The organism is Paradevosia shaoguanensis (assembly GCF_016801025.1).
Taxonomy (GTDB): Bacteria; Pseudomonadota; Alphaproteobacteria; order Rhizobiales; family Devosiaceae; genus Paradevosia; species Paradevosia shaoguanensis.
Genome location: NZ_CP068983.1, coordinates 1,057,888 through 1,073,490 on the forward strand (window position 1 = coordinate 1,057,888; position 15,603 = coordinate 1,073,490).

Below are 15,603 nucleotides of genomic sequence, written 5' to 3' on the forward strand. Positions count from 1 at the left end.
GACTCGGCCTCCACATAGCGTAGCAAGGCCGGAGATGACAGCGCGGGAAACTCTGATATTCCCGCGCTGCCGGTTCTGGTTAGAACTTCACTGACAACGAAGCCTTGAGGCCGTGGTTCTGGCCGGGCGTGCCGAACTGGCCAGCGTAGCCGACGGAGAGATTGGCGTTTTCGCTCAGTTCCACGCCGAAGCCCGCCTTGACGAAGAGGGAGTTGCCTTGCACCGGGGCGCCTGCGATCGAGAAGGTGTTGCCGCCGGCAAAGGCCTGTTGCGTTTCGGGCGCGCCGCCGGTGGCGTGGGTCCAGCCGATAGCACCGGTCACCTGCGCCTTGGTGCCGTCGCCGATCACGAATTGCTGGGAACCGCGAACGCCGGCGGTCAGCACGGCAGTGCCAAAGCTGCCACCATTCGAGGAGAGCGCAGCACTCCCGCCCTCTTCGGTATAAGCACCGGTATAGATATTGGCGAGTGCCAGGTTGGCGTAGGGTTCGACGATGAGGCCGCTATCGAAGCGGAACTTGTGTCCGATTTCACCGAACACCTGGGTCGTGTTGCCGCCATAACCGGCCGTAAGCGTCTGCTCGAAGCCCGGGAACACGGCATCGCGGCTGGTCTTGATGTCGTGGTGCGTGACGCCTGCGGCGAACTTGAAGGTAAAGTCGGACACCTCGCCGCCACCATAGACACCGACATGGAGGTTGCTCGACGACGCGCTGGAGTCGCGAGCGCCGATGGACAGCGCGGATTGGCCATAGCCGACCGCAAAGCCGAGCAGCCAGTTCTGGTTGAAGGTCGCGTCGGCACCCACGAAGAGGTTGCCGGCGCTGTAGCCGACATCAGCGGCGTTGCCATCGCCCTTGAGCGTACCGCCCGAGGCAGAGGCCGACGACCAGACGCTGGTGCCATTGCCCTGCTGGTCAGCCGCAAGGCCGAGTGCGTCGAAAGCGGCGCCGATACGGTCGCCCATGGCATCGCGCAGGTCGCGGCTCTGGATCGCCAGAACGCCCTTGGTCGACGCATGGACTTCGCCCGACAGATGGTCGAAGGCGAGGCGCGCGTCGTCGGCGCTCAGGGTCAGCACGCGATCATAGATCGTGTTTCCTGCGCCCAGAGGCTCAACGACTTCGCCCGTCGCGATCTGATTGCGCGTCTGCCCGACATTGCCAAAGCCGGTCCCGTTACGGGTCAGCGCAAGCTGCACGTCCTTGTCGCCATAATTGAGCGCCGCGCTGAGGAAGGCGAGGTTGGATTCGACGCCCTCGAACTGCCCTTCGACGCCCCCTTCTGCCGTGAGGATCGTGTAGTTGGTGAGTGGCGCATAATTGCCGCCGCTGGCCAGCGTCACCACGCGCCCGCCTTCGAGGTTCGCCACGCCCGTGACGTCGATCCGGTCCGCATTGCCGTCGGCATCCACCTCGACTTCGAGCGTCGAGCCCGCACGCATAGTGAGGTCGCCTTCGACGGTGAACGTGCCAATGGACTGACCGGCCGCGAGCGTCCCGGCTACGTCGGCGTTCTGCACCGAACCGGTGCCGCCCAGCCGCCCGTCCGCCAGCACGTCGACGTCGCCGATATTGCCGTTGACGATCAACGTCCCTTCACGCACCTCCGTGCCGCCGCGATAGGCGAAGTCCCGATCCGCGAGGATAAGCGTGCCGAGATCGGTCTTCACCAACCGGCCGCCGCCGTCGATTGCCGCGCTGATCTTAGCCGTATAGTTGGCACCCGCAGCAGTGCCATCGCCGACGCGGATGATGCGGTCGCCGTCGTCCCAGGAGAGCATTTCGCCGCCGATACGATAGCCGTCGACAGCAAACTGCATGCCGTCGGGATGGACCTCGCCGAACCCTGTAACGACGTTGACGACGCCGGCCTGGCCGGTGAACACGACAAAGCCGGGATGCGGGTTCATCGCCCCATTCGCTGTGCCGGTCGCGTCGGTGAAGGCGTTGCCACCGCGCCGCCATTCCCCGTCACCGCCGTCGATCTGGCCATTGTTCCATTTGCCGGCGTCACTCCCATCCCAGAAGAGGATCGGGCCGTAGTCGGGATCGTCGGCGACGAGGTTCACCTGGCCCGCCACTGCGGTCTGCACCGCGAGGTTGCCGGCATTGTAGCCGGTGGGCACGGCGCCGATTTCGAGGCCGCGATCATCGAGCGCGCCGCCATAGTTGAAGAGCCGATAGATGCCCTGCCCGAACCCGCCGACATTGATGACGTCGACCTTTCCGTCAAGCACGATGTCGCCAGCCACATCGAACAGCGCCGCTGCATTCGCTGCACCCAGCCGCGCCTCGATCGTCGCGTTTTCGCTCAACGACAGGTTGTATATCGAAAGCGTCGAACCATCGACGCCACGCAGGGTTCCTGCATCCACGAAGACATCACCAACCCTGCCACTACCCTCCAGACGGCCGCCAGACACAAAAAACGGCGTCCCGGCAAAATCGCCATTTGCTCTGATAAAGCCTTCCTGGAGAGAGAAGCGGCCGCTATAGCCAGTGCCATTGCCATCCAGCTGCCAGCCGCCGACGCCGGTTTTCACCAGATTGGCGTCTTCTTCGCCGACAAGCGCACCGTCGAAGATCGCAAAGGAGTTGCCACTGGCAATTTCCAGCCTGCGTGATCCGAGATCCAGAACACCCTGGCCGGTAATCGCGCCGACCGTCTGGTCGGCCCACAACCGCAAAGTGCCATTAACACCCGGTGAATAGGTTCCCCGCGCGTTCAGGACATTATCGGCGCCAGCAGTCAGAATGCCTTGATCGACCTGGAATGCCTGGACGTTTCCAACCTTGCCGGTCAAGACGAGTTCTCCTGCCCCGGTCTTGGCCAGGTAGAAGGTGTTTGGCCCCACCACTACAGTGCCTGCCTGTGTAGCAGTGCCGGCTCCGACCCAGAACTTGGTGCCGTTGTTCGCTATGATATTGTTGGCGATGGAGACCCCGTCGCCATACCCGATACTGGCGGCAAGGGCGGCATTGGTGAGCGTCCCCGTTCCGAGCGCCTGATCGTCGAGCAGATGGATGTTGCCCTCGTAGAGGGTCGTGCCGCCGGAGAAGGTGTTCGAACCGGAGAGTGCAAGTGTGCCGCCACCGAGCTTGGTCAGCGAACCCGTCCCGGAAGTGAGCCCACCGAGCGTCGCGTGCTGTACCGTCTTGATCTTGGTCGAACCAGTCAGTTCAACATCGTTGGCTATCGTCATGGCGCTGGCGCCCGAAAGCACGAGTGCGGTACCATCATTGATCGCGATCGTCCCTGTGCCGGCGGCGTCGCTGTTCAGCAGCGAAAGCGTGCCGGCATTGATCACCGTCCCGCCGCTATAGGTATTGACGCCCGAGAGCAACAACTCGCCGGTGCCCTCCTTGGAGATGGCCCCGGCGCCAGAAATCACCCCTGAATGCGTCGCGGTGACACCGCCCGCGGCGGTGAGCGCATAGTCCTCGGTAAGGTCGATCGCCGCGCTGTTGGTCTGGCCGTTCGTGTAGCTGACGTCACCCGCCAGGGCGGGCACCGTGCTGATGATCGCGGCGGGCAGCGCAAGCATGACGGCAAAGGCCGAAACGCCCAGGAGCAGGCGCAGGCGACTGCGCCGCCGACGTTCGAACAGACTGTATTTGAGGCGACCAAACGACTGCTGCGACATACTTTTCTCCAAGTCAGGCCGGCCGAGGCCAAGTGGCGTCGGCGACGGGCAATGCGCGATTGCCCGAGGTGAAGATCGTGGTTGTGTCGCTGGTTCTAGGGACGGGTCGGCCAGGCCGCGCCGTCGATCCTGACGGGGCCGCCTATGCGTCCACGTCTAGTGTCTTTTGGGAGACCGCCGCTCTCGGATCAGCATGCCTCGGCGTCGCTCGCGCCCTTGGAAATCCAGCGCGCGCGGTGGATGTTCTTGGGGTTGGCGACGACGCAATTGACGTCTGGAGCGATGAGATTCTGGATGCTGGACCAGTAGATCGGGATCGCCGCCACGTCATCGATGGCTGTCTGCTCGGCCTGACGGAGAATGGTCGCACGTTCGGCGGAATCGCCCTCGGCCGAAGCCGCGTCGAGCAGCGCATCATAGGTCGCGCTGCGGTAGCGACCGAAATTGTATTCAGAGTCCGACCGGAAGAGCTGGAGCACGTTGGAGGGATCGGGCACGTCGAGCAGCCAGGTCACCCGGCCCACGTCGAAATCACCTGAGCGCAGTGCGTTGAAATGCTCGTCGAGCGCCACCGGCACCAGACGCGTGCGCACGCCGATACGCGCCCACATGTCCGACATCGCCACCGCGATACGCTGGTGCAGGTCATCTCCCGCCTGGCTATAGCGCATCTCGACCGTCAGTGGATTTCCCGGTCCGTGGCCGCTTTCAGCCAACAGCTCTTTGGCACGCGCCAGTCGTTCATCCATGTTCCAATCCGCCCATTGCGGTCGCGGCAGGGGCGCGTTCCCATAACCGGCGGTCCCGGCAGGCACCCAGGAATAGCTGCTCAGCGCTGGGGTCCGCAGGTCGAAAGGGTCGATGGCGTCACGATCCACTGCCATCGACAGCGCCATCCGCACGCGCACGTCGTCAAAGGGCGGCTTGTCATGGTTCAGCGCATAGAAATAGACGCCCAGGAACGGCTCCACATCCAGCGCTGCGCCCGTATGGCCCCGGATCCAGGGCGTCGCAGCGTGCGGCACGTCCATGAAGAGGTCGATCTCGCCGCGCCCGAAGGCATCGAGCCCCGCCTGCAGGTCGGCATAGCTGTGATAGTTGACGCCGTCCAACCGCACTGCCTCCCGCCCGTAATAGGTAGCCGAACGCTCGAGCCGCATGATGCCGGGCTCATGGCCGGCGATCACGAACGGCCCATTGCAGACGATGTTTTCGGGCTTGAGCCAGTCCCGCCCGAGGCGCTTGAACTTATCGGTCGGGACGGGAAAGGCCGAATAATGGGTCAGGGTCTGGAGGAAGTAAGGCGTCGGGTAATCCAGCCGAATCTCGAGCGTTTGCGGATCGGCGGCCATGACGCCGAGCGCATCGGGAGCCATACTCCCTTTGGCCACGGCCTGCGCATTCTGGATAGGGAACTGGATGCTTGCAAACTCCACGGCATTGCTCGGATCGAAGAGCCAGCGAAAGGCCGTCACGAAATCCTGTGCGGTAACCGCGTTGCCATCCGACCACAGGATGCCTGGTCGCAGGGTAAAACGATAGGTCATGCCGTCGGGCGAGATGGTCCAGGATTGCGCCTGTCCCGGCATTGCATTGCCGCGCACATCTTCGGCCACCAGACCTTCGAAACAATCAGCCATGGCGAACTCGTCCCAGCCGGGAAAGCCGACAGGGAAAGTCGCGACTTCTTCGCCATAGGTCGCGACGTTGAGCGTAACGGCAAAAGCCGACCCCGCGAGAGAGCCGGCAATCGCCGTCAGTGCGCCAAGCACAATGTTTCTCACGCCGCTCACCCCCAAGCCCCAGAGGCATCCATTAGTGGACAATCCCGCGGCAATGGGAAGGGCTTATGCCGCGCCGGCATTGGGCAGACGCCACCCATAATTGCCCCAATAAGCAAGGACCAGCAGCGCCAGGAGCGCTATGCTCGGCGGCAGATGGGCAAACTCGCCCGCACGAATGAGCGTGACATAGATGGCGAAACACTCGAGCGCTCCCAGCAGGAAGCCGAACGGCCGCGTCGCCTCGAAGGCAAGCAGGATGCCGATGGCCAGGCACACCGCCGCGTTGACCCAGTGCCACCAATCCGGAAAGCCCCAGTTGACGAATGCCTCGCGCATCGGCTCGGGCCCGATGGCGCTGACGATCCCATCGCCCACGAAGAACACGACGAGCAACCAGGTCAGCCAGACCGGCCAGCCAATACCCAACACCATTTGCAGCAACCTCCAGTTATGATGGCGGTGCTCTAGCGGCGTCCTTTCGCATGCGCCCCGTCAATCCTGACGGGTCGGCATCGTCCGCGTATATCTAGATATTGGCATTGCCCTGCCACGAACGGGGCGTCTAGCCTGATGGACCGTTGCAGAAGGGGCTGTTGTGGGGACAATACGCCGTCGTTCAATGTTGTTGGGGGCAAGCGCCTTGCTCGCCGGCGCTCTGCCGGTGGCGGCCTCGCGTGCCGAAACGGAGCCGGTCGTGCTCGAGATCAATGGCCGCGTCCCTGCCTCTCGCCGCTTCACCCTTGCCGACCTCAGCGCGCTCGGCACCACCCATATCCGTACATCGACGCTCTGGACCGACGGTATCCGCGACTTCGAGGGCGTGCTGGCGCGCAAGGTCATCGCGGCAGCCGGCGTCCCACTCACAGGCAAGGTCGTCGCCCGTGGCCTCAACGACTACACGGCCACCATCCCGCTCTCCGACTTCCTTGACTATGACGTCATCCTCGCCTGGAGCATGGACGGCGTGCCGCTCACGCGCCGTGACAAAGGCCCGCTCTGGATCGTCTATCCGCGCGACGCCCATGCCGAACTCGCCGACGAGCGGCTTGAGCACCGCTGGGTCTGGCAGCTCGCATGGCTGACCCTGCCGTGAAGCCCGACGGACGCATCAGCATCGGTCTCGTCGTGGTGGCGGCCGCCGTGGCGGCCTTCGCGCTGTTCCTGCTGTTTTCGATGAGCAAGCTGGTCGAGGTCGAACGCGACACGCACACGCGCTCCAACGAAGGCGTCGTCTGGGCCGTCGCGCAGGCGCAATACGAGATCCAGCGTCTCATCAGTGCCACCAACCCGCTCAACAGCCCCAGCGCCGAGGACGTCGCCCTGCGCTTCGACATGGCGCTGAGCCGGCTGGCATTGCTGCAGGAAGGCGCGTTCGCGCAACGCATCGGGGAAACCGGCGGCGCCAGCGTCATCGCCCGCGCCCGCGCAAGCCTTGAAGGTCTCGATGGCCTCATCGCCTCCTCCGGCGACACCGTCAGCCGCTACAGTCTGCGCCTCTCGCGAACCATGACCCAGCACGTCGTCGCGCTCGGCTCGGTCGCCAATGAGATCATGATCGACAGCACTCTGCGCGAAGCCGACCGGCGCCAGCGCTATAGCGAAACGCTGACCCAGGTGATCGTCGCCATCATCGGCACCACGCTCACCGGGGCTTTCCTCATCGGCCGCCTCATTGTCAGCCTGCGTCAGGCCGATCGCGCCGAGGCGCGCGTGCGCCAGGAGCGCAATTTCCTGGCCTTGCTCATGGAGGCCAGCGGGGAAGGCATCTGCGCCTTCGATGCCGCCGGCAATTGCACGCATTGGAACGAAGGCATGAGCCGGCTCTACGGAACGCCACGTGAAACCGTCATCGGCACCCGCCTCCCGGCAGCGCCTGCGCTCGGCGAGCACTTTCCGCTCACCGCCGCCCTCGTCAACCGCACCCTGGCCGGAGAAAGCCGGGACTTCGCCACGCGGGCCGGCGAACGCCACATCGAGCACTCGATCCGCCCTATCCAGCTCAAGGACCAGAATGTCGGCGGCATCCTCGTCTCGCGGGACGTCACCGAGCGCTACCAGGCGCAGCACGAGCGGCAATTGCGCGAGGTCTATCGCGATTTCGTCGCGATGGTCTCCCACCAGTTTCGCACCCCGCTGGCCATCATCGATTCCACGGTGCAACGCATCATGCGGCGCCGCGATCGCATGGACAATGACGAGCTCATGGCCCGTGCCGGCGCCATCCGTGCCGCCGCCAGCAGCCTTACGCAACTGATGGATTCCACCTTGAGCGCCGCCCGGCTCGATGCAGGCGAACTGGCCCTCTCCATTCATCCGATCCCGCTGGCTTCGCTCCTCGCCCAAGTGCGCGCCAAGCTGCTCGTGCTCGAACCGCATCGCGAGATCACGCTCGATATCGCGGACCTGCCCGACATTCCCTGCGACGCATTGCTGATCGAGCAGGTGCTCGGCAACCTTATCGGCAACGCCCTCAAATATTCGCCCGACGACACCCCCGTGACGGTCACCACCAGCGCCCACAATGGCTTCGTCGCCATCGGTATCAGCGACTCCGGACTTGGCATTCCCGAAGCCGAACGCACCCGCCTTTTCGAGCGCTTCTTCCGTGCCAGCAATGCCGGATCGGTGCCCGGCACCGGCGTCGGCCTCTACGTAGCGCGCCAGATCGCCCAGCTTCACGGCGGCGATATCGCCATGACACCCAATCCCGGCGGCGGCACTACCTTCACCCTCACCCTTCCCGTAACCGCCAGCTACAGCGAGGCCATGGCGTGAGCACTCCCGATCTTTCGGACAACAAGCGCCTGATCCTCGTGGTCGAGGATGAACAACGCCTGCGCGCCAATGTCGTTGAGGAACTGATCGAGGCCGGTTACGCGGTGCTCGATGCCGAAGACGGTATGGAGGCGCTTGAGCGCCTCGACACCGCCACGCCCGATCTCATCCTCTGCGACATCACCATGCCCCGCATGGGCGGCTACGAATTGCTGCGCGCCCTGCGCAAGCGCGGTGGGCACGTTGCCAACATCCCCTTCGTCTTCCTCACCGCGCTCTCGGACCGTGTCGCGGTGATCGAGGGGCGTGGCGCGGGCGCCGACGACTATCTCACCAAACCGGTCGATTTCGACCTGATGCTCATCACCATCAAGTCCCGGCTCGATCAGGTCGAGCGCATCCGCCAGGCCAGCAATGCCGAAGCCGAGACGCGCCGCTCGCTAGAATTGGCACAGGCCTTCGAAGGCAATCTCGAAGATCTCGCCGCTGCGCTTTCGCGACTCTCGGCGGGCGTGCTGCTCTTCGATGGCTCGGGCCAATGCGTCTTCCGCAACCCGCAGGCCGAGGCCATCATCGGCAATGGCCTCAGCCTGGCCAATGGTCGCCTGCACGTCGCCAACGCCACCGCCGCCAGTGCGCTACGCAGGGCGCTGGCCACCGCAATCGACGAAGGCACCAACCCCGATATCGTCACGGTCGCTCGCGACGGCGAGCATCCCCTCATAATCCAGTTCATCAGCCTCGGGCACGGCAAGGCCGCCACGCGCGTCCGCGCTGCCGCCTTCATCATCGATCCCAACGCCCCACCGCCGCTTTCGGAAAAGCTGGTCACCCTGCTTTTCGGCCTCACGCCAACGGAGGCGCGTGTGGCCGCCGCCATCGGCCGCGGTCACAGCCTCGAATGCATCACCGAGGACATGGGCATTACCAACACCACTTTCGCCTTCCACCTGCGCAACATCTTCCGCAAGACCCAGGTGGCCCGGCAACAGGAACTTGTCGCCCTCCTCGCCCGCAGCGCCCTACTGGTGCAGGACGAGCGTCACTAGGCCCCGCGGATACGGCGACCGACGGCCTGCAGATCCGCAAAAGCCGAATACCGGCTGTCGTGAAACGCCCTCATTCCGCCGTCCGGCGTGACCGTCGTCTCGATAGTGGACATTGCCTTCATCGCCTCAGGCAGCGAGGTAAATTCGCCGGCCGCCACCGCCCCAAGCATAGCCGAACCTAGCAGAACCGGCTCAGCTGCCGCCGTCACCAATACCGGGATGCCCGTGCAATCGGCGAGCAACTGGCGGATCAGCGACGACTTCCCCGCGCCGCCGCTGATGACGATCGCCTCCGTCACGACACCCGCTGCCGAGGCCACTTCCACTATCTGGCGCACGCCATAGCCAAGCCCCATCACGCCGGCAACATAGAGCGCGACCAAACTCTCGATATCGCGGCCCATACCCAGCCCGGCAATCAGCGCCTTGGCATGCGGATCGGCATGCGGCGCACGATTGCCCAGGAATTCGGGAACGACATGCACCTGCCCGGCAAGCCGTGCCGCCTCCGACAGCGAAGCCGACGCATCCATCGCCTTTCCGGCCAGCCAGCCGACAAGCGTCTGCCCGGCCGCCTCGGCCTCCCTAGCCGCCTCAGGCGTCGCCGGATGGTGGGTCACCAGATGATCCAGCGCGGCTCCGGCTGCGGACTGCCCACCCTCGGTGAGCCACAAGCCCGGCACCATCGCTGAATAATAAGGCCCCCAGACACCAGACACGGAATGCGCCTCGCGGCTCGAAGACATCGTGCAAGCCGACGTCCCGAAGACGTAAGCCATGCGCGTCTCGGTCGCCCCGAGGCCACCTCCAGCCCCGACAGTCCCGACGCCACCTGCATGTGCATCGATGAGCGAAGCAGAAACCGCGATGCCCTTCGGCAAGCCCAGTTCCCGGGCCGCACGCTCGGAAAGCCCGTTCCCGACCGGTGCTCCCGGCGCCAGTATCTCCGTCCCGATCCGGGCAAATCCCTCTTCGACCAGGCTGCCGAGACCGATGGTCGAAAAGTAGTCGGCGTCCCAGCGCTCTTCGTGAGCGAGGTACGTCCACTTGCACGTCACCGTGCATACCGAACGCTCGAGACTATCGGTCGCTTTCCACGTCAGGAAATCGGGGAGATCGAAAAACTGCCACGCATTCGCAAAGACCTTTGGCTTGTTCTCGGCCAGCCAGAGGAGCTTGGGCGTCTGCATTTCCGGCGAAATGTTGCCGCCGACGAATTGCAGGATCGAGTGTCCCGTCGCATTGATCCGCTCTGCCTGCTTGATGGCCCGATGGTCCATCCAGACGATGACGTCGCGCTCTTCCCCGCTGTCGCTGATCGAAAGCGGCCGCCCGTTCTCCGCGAGCACGACAAGCGAGCAGGTCGCGTCGAAGCCGATGCCGCCAACCGCATCCGGGCTGATCCCGGCGCTCGCCACTGCCTGCCGCACGCAGACGCACACTGCGTTCCATATCTCGGTGCTGGATTGCTCGGCACGATCGCCCGTCTCGAGATGAACTGCAAACGGATGGCTTGCCGAAGCGAGCATGCCGCCCGCAGCATCGAACACGCCGGCGCGGGCGCTGGCCGTTCCGACATCCACGCCAATGAAGTAGCGCCCGGTCATCTCAAAGATCGTTTCGTTGCGGAAGGATAACGAGGTCGCGGATGGTAACGTTTCTTGGCCGGGTCAGCATGAAAATTACTGCATCGGCAACTTCCTCCGGCTCCATCAGGTCCCCGGCCGCCAGAGCATCCTGAAGCTTCTGGTCGGGCCAGTCGCTGATGAGCGCCGTACGCACCGGCCCCGGCGCAACTGCCCCGACGCGGATGCCCTGCGGCGCCACCTGACGGCGCAGCGTATGAACGAAAGCCTGGATGGCATGCTTGGAGGCCGTATAGACCGGCTCCCACACCACCGGCACCAGCCCCGCAATCGAGCTCGTGAAAATGATGTCGCCCGTCCCGCGGCCAATCATATGCGGCAGGACTGCCCGCACCGACCGGAAGGCCGCGTTGATATTGAGGTTGAGCATCCGGTCCCATTGGTCCGGATCGCCCTCCGCCACGACCCCGCCGATATAGGACCCGGCATTGGCATGGAACACATCGAGCTGCCCCGCCCGATCGAGGATCCGAGGCAACATGGTGTCGATGCTGGGGGCGTCGCAAAGGTCGACCGCAACTGGGAATGCCTGCTCTCCCAGCGTATCGCAGGCCGCGTTCAGCGCCTCGGCATTACGATCGACGAGAGCCACCCGGGCGCCCTGTTCGACCATTGCCCGGGCGCAGGCGAAACCAATTCCGGACGCGGCGCCGGTGACCGCCGCGACGCGGCCGGACAGTGAAAATGCCATTGCTGAAATGCCTGTTCTATTGAAGGCCCCGCCATGAGCGGCGGGGCCGATATCCGTCACTTGCCGGCAAAGGCCTGCAGCTTGCCGATGAAATCCTTGAGGATCGGATTGCGCTCGACATGGGTCACGTAGCGCATCGGGTGCCGCGCGCGGTCGGTACTGTAGGTCGTGTTGTCAGTCATGATCGGCGTCGGCACGAGCACGCTCGGGGTCCAGCTGTCATCGAGCAGCCAGGCGACGGCCGCCATGTCCCATATCTCCTTGGCCCAGCCAACGTGATCGTCCGAATATTCCTTGAAGCGCATGGAGAGGAACTTGCCGATCTCGCCGCATGGCTCGATGTAGCGCTCGATCTCGGGCACGGAGCTGTGGAGGTGCGAGGTAACGCCCATGCACGGCACCACGACCAGCGGCACGCCGCTATCGAAGAGCACCTGCGCGCCGCCGACATCCTGCATCAGGTTGAACTCGACCTGGTGTGGCCATTCCAGCGCATGTCCGCCGAGCCAGACCACGACGACGCGGTCGATAATGTCCGGCGCCTTGAGCAGGGCGGAGGCAATATTGCTGATGGCGGCGATGGCGATGACGTAGAGCGGATCATCCGGGCTAGAGGCGCGGGCACGCGCGATCAGGTCATCGACCGCCTCGGCCTCGCGGGCCACCTTGTCGAAGCCGACATATTCGGTGACACCGCGATAGACGAGCCCCTTCGGGTCCACGTCGAGGCGCTTCAGCAGTTCGAGAATTTCCTGATAGCTCAGTTCCATGCCCTCGCCGGGGCTCGACGAGCGGCTGTTGTGGAACGGAGCGGCGTAGATCGCCTCCAGCTTGATGCGGTCAGGCGACAGCCATGCCTGCACCAGCGCGAACTGGTCGTCGATCTCGTTATAGGTGTCCGTATCGAGCACAGCGCGCAGGCGGCCGGGCCGCGGCGCAAGAAGCTTGAGCCGGGCCTCCAACGGAAGGTCGAAGGCCGGATTGCTGGGGTTGGGCGACATGGTCACTCCTTGCTGCCGGTGGAGGCCACCGAATTGGTAAAGTAAGGCTGGAAGAACACGAGGATCAGCATGGGGATGAGCGAGATGCACATCGCGCCGGCCATGATCGGTCCGAAGGCTATGCCGTAGGCGCTGTTGAACTGGGCGATCGACACCGCCGCGACCTTGTATTCGGTCGCGGGCGCGATCAGCAGCGGCCAGAGATAGGCCTGCCACTGGAAGATGAACATGATGAGCCCGGCGCTGATCATGGCGGGACCGGTCAGCGGCAGGTAGATACGCCAGAACACCTGGAACCAGCCCATGCCATCCACCATGGCCGCCTCGCGCAATTCCTTGGGAAGCCCGAGAAAGAACTGGCGCAGGAGGAAGACCGCGAGGCCATTGCCGACGCCTGGCAGGATCAGGCCCAGATAGGTGTTCTGCAGCTCGGCACCACGCATCACGTAGTAGAGCGGCAGCGCGATGGCGTCGAACGGGATAAGGAAGCTCACGATCATGAGCGTGAACACGATGTTTCGGCCCGGAAACTCGATCACGGCGAGCGCGAACGCCGCCAGCGTGCAGACGATCAATCCGCCCGCGACCGTCGCCACGGCGACGAACAGCGAGTTGAAGATCGAGCGACCGAACGTACTCTGGAAGAGCGCCACGAAGTGGTCGAACGTCCAGCGCGTGGGCAGGAACGTCTCCCAGCCGATCGGATTGAGGTAGCGGAAGATATCGTCTTCCGGGCGCATGGCGCTGATGAAGATCCACCAGAGCGGCAGGAAGAACACGATGCCGGCCGCGGCAATCGTGGCGATGTGCAGCGCCTTTGCCGGCTTGATGCGCGCGGTCGTCATGCCTTGTCTCCCTGATCGCCCATCATGCGGAACTGGATGGCAACCACGGTCAGCATGAGGAGGATAAGCACGACGGTGGCGGCATAGGCGCTCGACTTGTCGCCGGTGGCGAAGGCGCGCGTATAGATTTCGTGCATGATGAGGTTGGTCGAGCGCTGCGGACCACCGCGCGTCAGGATCTGCACCGGTGCGAAGACCAGGAAATTGGCGACGGTGTCGGCCACCAGCACGAAGGTCAGCGGTCGGCGCAATTGCGGCAGCGTCACGAAGCGGAATTGCTGCCAGCGGTTCATGCCGTCGATCCGCGCCGCCTCGTAGAGCGATTTCGGGATGTCCTGGAGCCCGGCCAGGAGGATCGTCATCCAATAGCCGACGCCAATCCAGCTCGTGACGAGAATGATGCAGGCGAGCGCCTGTTGCGGCGAGGTCAGGAACGGCTGCGGGCCGATGCCGAAGACGGCAAGCATCGCATTGGCAAGACCATCCGGACGCAGCGCCGCCGCCCACACGACGGCCGAGACCGAGGCCGGAATGGCGACGGGCAGCAGGATCAGCGTCCGCCAGAAGCCGGTGCCGGGCAGCTTGTTGTTGAGCAGGATGGCCAGCCCCAGCGCGACGGCGATCTGCAGCGGATTGACGACGATCGAGAAGAAAAGCGTCGTCACCACCGAGGACTGAAAGATCGGATCGGTGAAGATGTAGATGTAGTTGTCCAGGCTATAGGTCGTTGCCCGCGGAGCGAGCAACGACTCATGGACAGCGACCAGCGCGGGCCAGATTCTCAGGATTGAAACAGCCAGGATTGCGGGAGCCAGAAAGGCAAGGGCAACCAAAACGTTCTTCGACTTGGACACGCGCCGGCCTCCCTGGCACCGCGGCTGTTACTGGATACGCGACAGGGTAGAGTTGAGCTCGCGCTCGGCATCCTGCAGCGTGGGCACGACGTCGGCGCCGTTACGCAGGTCGCCGAAGACGCGGTTCATCACTTCCTCGAAGGCCACGTAGCCGGCAGAGAGCGGACGGCTGATGGCCGTGTCGCGCAGCTCGTAGGTCATGATCTTCTTGGCGTCCTCGCCCACACCTTCGAACTTGGCGGCGAACCAGTCGATATAGATGTCGAAGGCCTTGAGGTTGACCGGCGGAATCGGGTTGGCCTCAACGGTCTTGAAGGCTCCCTCGGGGTCGAGCGTCATGAACTTGGCCAGCAGCATCGCCTCATCGGGATGTGCCGAATAGGGGCTGACGGCCAGGGCCCAGGAGCCGGTCGGGGTCACTGGCTTGCCACCCTCGAAATAGGGCACCGGCGCTACGCCGAACTTGAGGCCTTCGGCCTTCTGGAAGCCATCGAGCCGCCAGGGTCCGCCTACGAAGAACGCGACTTCGCCATTGGCGAAGAGCGGCGGGATCTGGCCGACCGGCACGCCGCGCGGCGCGACGCCATCGGCGAAGAGGCTCGAATAGAACTGCGCGCCCTTGACCCAGTTGTCATTGGTGATCGAGGCCGTGAGGTTGCCTTCGCCCGTCAGGCCCGAGCCGGCGCCGACGGATTCGAAAATCGGCTGCAGCTGGTAGTAGCGATCGACCTGCTCGAAGGTGAAGCCATACTTGGCGCCTGCTGCCTGGGCCTTTTTGCTCAGGTCGACGATCTGCTGATAGGTCAGCCGATCCTCGGCATTCGAGCCGGGATAGGGAATGCCCGCCTTGTCCAGCAGATCCTTGTTGTAGAACATCATCTGCGTCGAGGTCCAAAGCGGCAGCGTATAGATCGTTCCGTTGACGCTCAGCGCATCCAGGGCCACCGGGGTTACCAGCGGCTCGATCTCGCCGCGCAGGTCCTCGAGCGACTTGAGGTAGCCGCGCGACACCATGGCCGGCACGCGCGGGCTATCCACGAACATCACGTCGATGCTCGAATCCTGGCCGCCGATGCGCGCCTCGATCGTCGCGTTCATGCTTTCGAACGGGATCGATTGGTGCTGCACCTTGATGTTGGGGTATTTGGCCTCGAACGCGGCGATCACCGGCGCGACGACCGCGTCCTGCTCCGCCGAAATCAACGTCAGCGTCACGTCCTGGGCCATCACGGCGGCCGCGCTGACTGATGACAGGGCAGCGGCCATCGCGGCCGCAAGAGCCGTTTTCACAATGCTGGTCATGGATCCTCCC

At 64.1% G+C, this 15,603-nt stretch carries 12 protein-coding genes; 3 read left to right on the forward strand and 9 right to left on the reverse strand.

Annotated features, from left to right (window positions below):
• Nucleotides 1-79 precede the first annotated feature (79 nt).
• The 3 genes from JNE37_RS04855 to JNE37_RS04865 all read right to left on the reverse strand — a co-directional run bounded on the left by JNE37_RS04855 (nt 80) and on the right by JNE37_RS04865 (nt 5,862).
• Nucleotides 80-3,646 (reverse strand): autotransporter outer membrane beta-barrel domain-containing protein, encoded by a 3,567-nt coding sequence (locus JNE37_RS04855; RefSeq protein ID WP_203065493.1) that lies wholly within the window; start codon nt 3,644-3,646, stop codon nt 80-82.
• Nucleotides 3,647-3,834: 188 nt separating this feature from the next.
• Complete coding sequence (locus JNE37_RS04860) at nt 3,835-5,430, reverse strand: peptide ABC transporter substrate-binding protein (protein ID WP_203065494.1); 1,596 nt, start codon at nt 5,428-5,430, stop codon at nt 3,835-3,837.
• A gap of 63 nt (nt 5,431-5,493) precedes the next feature.
• Complete coding sequence (locus JNE37_RS04865; RefSeq protein ID WP_203065495.1) at nt 5,494-5,862, reverse strand: DoxX family protein; 369 nt, start codon at nt 5,860-5,862, stop codon at nt 5,494-5,496.
• A 208-nt stretch (nt 5,863-6,070) separates the two neighbouring features.
• On the opposite strand from JNE37_RS04865, the gene JNE37_RS04870 reads away from it, so the two are divergent.
• The 3 genes from JNE37_RS04870 to JNE37_RS04880 are packed head-to-tail and all read left to right on the forward strand — an operon-like array spanning nt 6,071 to nt 9,254.
• On the forward strand, nt 6,071-6,523 hold the full coding sequence (locus tag JNE37_RS04870) for a putative pterin-binding protein (RefSeq protein WP_203065496.1): 453 nt from the start codon (nt 6,071-6,073) through the stop codon (nt 6,521-6,523).
• On the forward strand, nt 6,505-8,205 hold the full coding sequence (locus JNE37_RS04875; RefSeq protein ID WP_203065497.1) for a sensor histidine kinase: 1,701 nt from the start codon (nt 6,505-6,507) through the stop codon (nt 8,203-8,205). The genes JNE37_RS04870 and JNE37_RS04875 overlap by 19 nt, the downstream gene beginning before the upstream one ends.
• Nucleotides 8,202-9,254, forward strand: coding sequence for a response regulator (locus JNE37_RS04880; RefSeq protein ID WP_203065498.1), 1,053 nt, complete (start codon nt 8,202-8,204; stop codon nt 9,252-9,254). The genes JNE37_RS04875 and JNE37_RS04880 overlap by 4 nt, the downstream gene beginning before the upstream one ends.
• Here the strand turns inward: JNE37_RS04880 and JNE37_RS04885 are convergent.
• The 6 genes from JNE37_RS04885 to JNE37_RS04910 are packed head-to-tail and all read right to left on the reverse strand — an operon-like array spanning nt 9,251 to nt 15,593.
• Nucleotides 9,251-10,861, reverse strand: a complete 1,611-nt coding sequence (locus JNE37_RS04885; protein ID WP_203065499.1) for an FGGY-family carbohydrate kinase — start codon at nt 10,859-10,861, stop codon at nt 9,251-9,253. The genes JNE37_RS04880 and JNE37_RS04885 overlap by 4 nt on opposite strands.
• 1 nt (nt 10,862) lies before the next feature.
• Nucleotides 10,863-11,591 (reverse strand): SDR family oxidoreductase, encoded by a 729-nt coding sequence (locus tag JNE37_RS04890; protein WP_203065500.1) that lies wholly within the window; start codon nt 11,589-11,591, stop codon nt 10,863-10,865.
• 56 nt (nt 11,592-11,647) lie between these two features.
• Nucleotides 11,648-12,592: a nucleoside hydrolase gene (locus JNE37_RS04895; protein ID WP_203065501.1), complete on the reverse strand. Its 945-nt coding sequence runs from the start codon at nt 12,590-12,592 to the stop codon at nt 11,648-11,650.
• A 2-nt stretch (nt 12,593-12,594) separates the two neighbouring features.
• A complete protein-coding gene (locus JNE37_RS04900; protein ID WP_203065502.1) occupies nt 12,595-13,437 on the reverse strand; it encodes a carbohydrate ABC transporter permease in 843 nt (280 codons plus the stop codon).
• Nucleotides 13,434-14,291 carry a carbohydrate ABC transporter permease gene (locus JNE37_RS04905; RefSeq protein ID WP_035035088.1) on the reverse strand — a complete coding sequence of 286 codons (858 nt, stop codon included), beginning with the start codon at nt 14,289-14,291 and terminating at the stop codon, nt 13,434-13,436. The genes JNE37_RS04900 and JNE37_RS04905 overlap by 4 nt, the downstream gene beginning before the upstream one ends.
• Nucleotides 14,292-14,318: 27 nt before the next feature.
• Nucleotides 14,319-15,593: a sugar ABC transporter substrate-binding protein gene (locus JNE37_RS04910; RefSeq protein WP_203065503.1), complete on the reverse strand. Its 1,275-nt coding sequence runs from the start codon at nt 15,591-15,593 to the stop codon at nt 14,319-14,321.
• Nucleotides 15,594-15,603: the final 10 nt, after the last annotated feature.

Excerpts from the sequence above, each read along its gene's own strand:
- JNE37_RS04885 (WP_203065499.1), bottom strand. The coding sequence starts at position 10,861 with ATGACCGGGCGCTACTTCATTGGCGTGGATGTCGGAACGGCCAGCGCC.
- JNE37_RS04855 (WP_203065493.1), bottom strand. The coding sequence starts at position 3,646 with ATGTCGCAGCAGTCGTTTGGTCGCCTCAAATACAGTCTGTTCGAACGT.
- JNE37_RS04890 (WP_203065500.1), bottom strand. The coding sequence starts at position 11,591 with ATGGCATTTTCACTGTCCGGCCGCGTCGCGGCGGTCACCGGCGCCGCG.
- JNE37_RS04895 (WP_203065501.1), bottom strand. The coding sequence starts at position 12,592 with ATGTCGCCCAACCCCAGCAATCCGGCCTTCGACCTTCCGTTGGAGGCC.
- JNE37_RS04875 (WP_203065497.1), top strand. The coding sequence starts at position 6,505 with ATGGCTGACCCTGCCGTGAAGCCCGACGGACGCATCAGCATCGGTCTC.
- JNE37_RS04910 (WP_203065503.1), bottom strand. The coding sequence starts at position 15,593 with ATGACCAGCATTGTGAAAACGGCTCTTGCGGCCGCGATGGCCGCTGCC.
- JNE37_RS04900 (WP_203065502.1), bottom strand. The coding sequence starts at position 13,437 with ATGACGACCGCGCGCATCAAGCCGGCAAAGGCGCTGCACATCGCCACG.
- JNE37_RS04865 (WP_203065495.1), bottom strand. The coding sequence starts at position 5,862 with ATGGTGTTGGGTATTGGCTGGCCGGTCTGGCTGACCTGGTTGCTCGTC.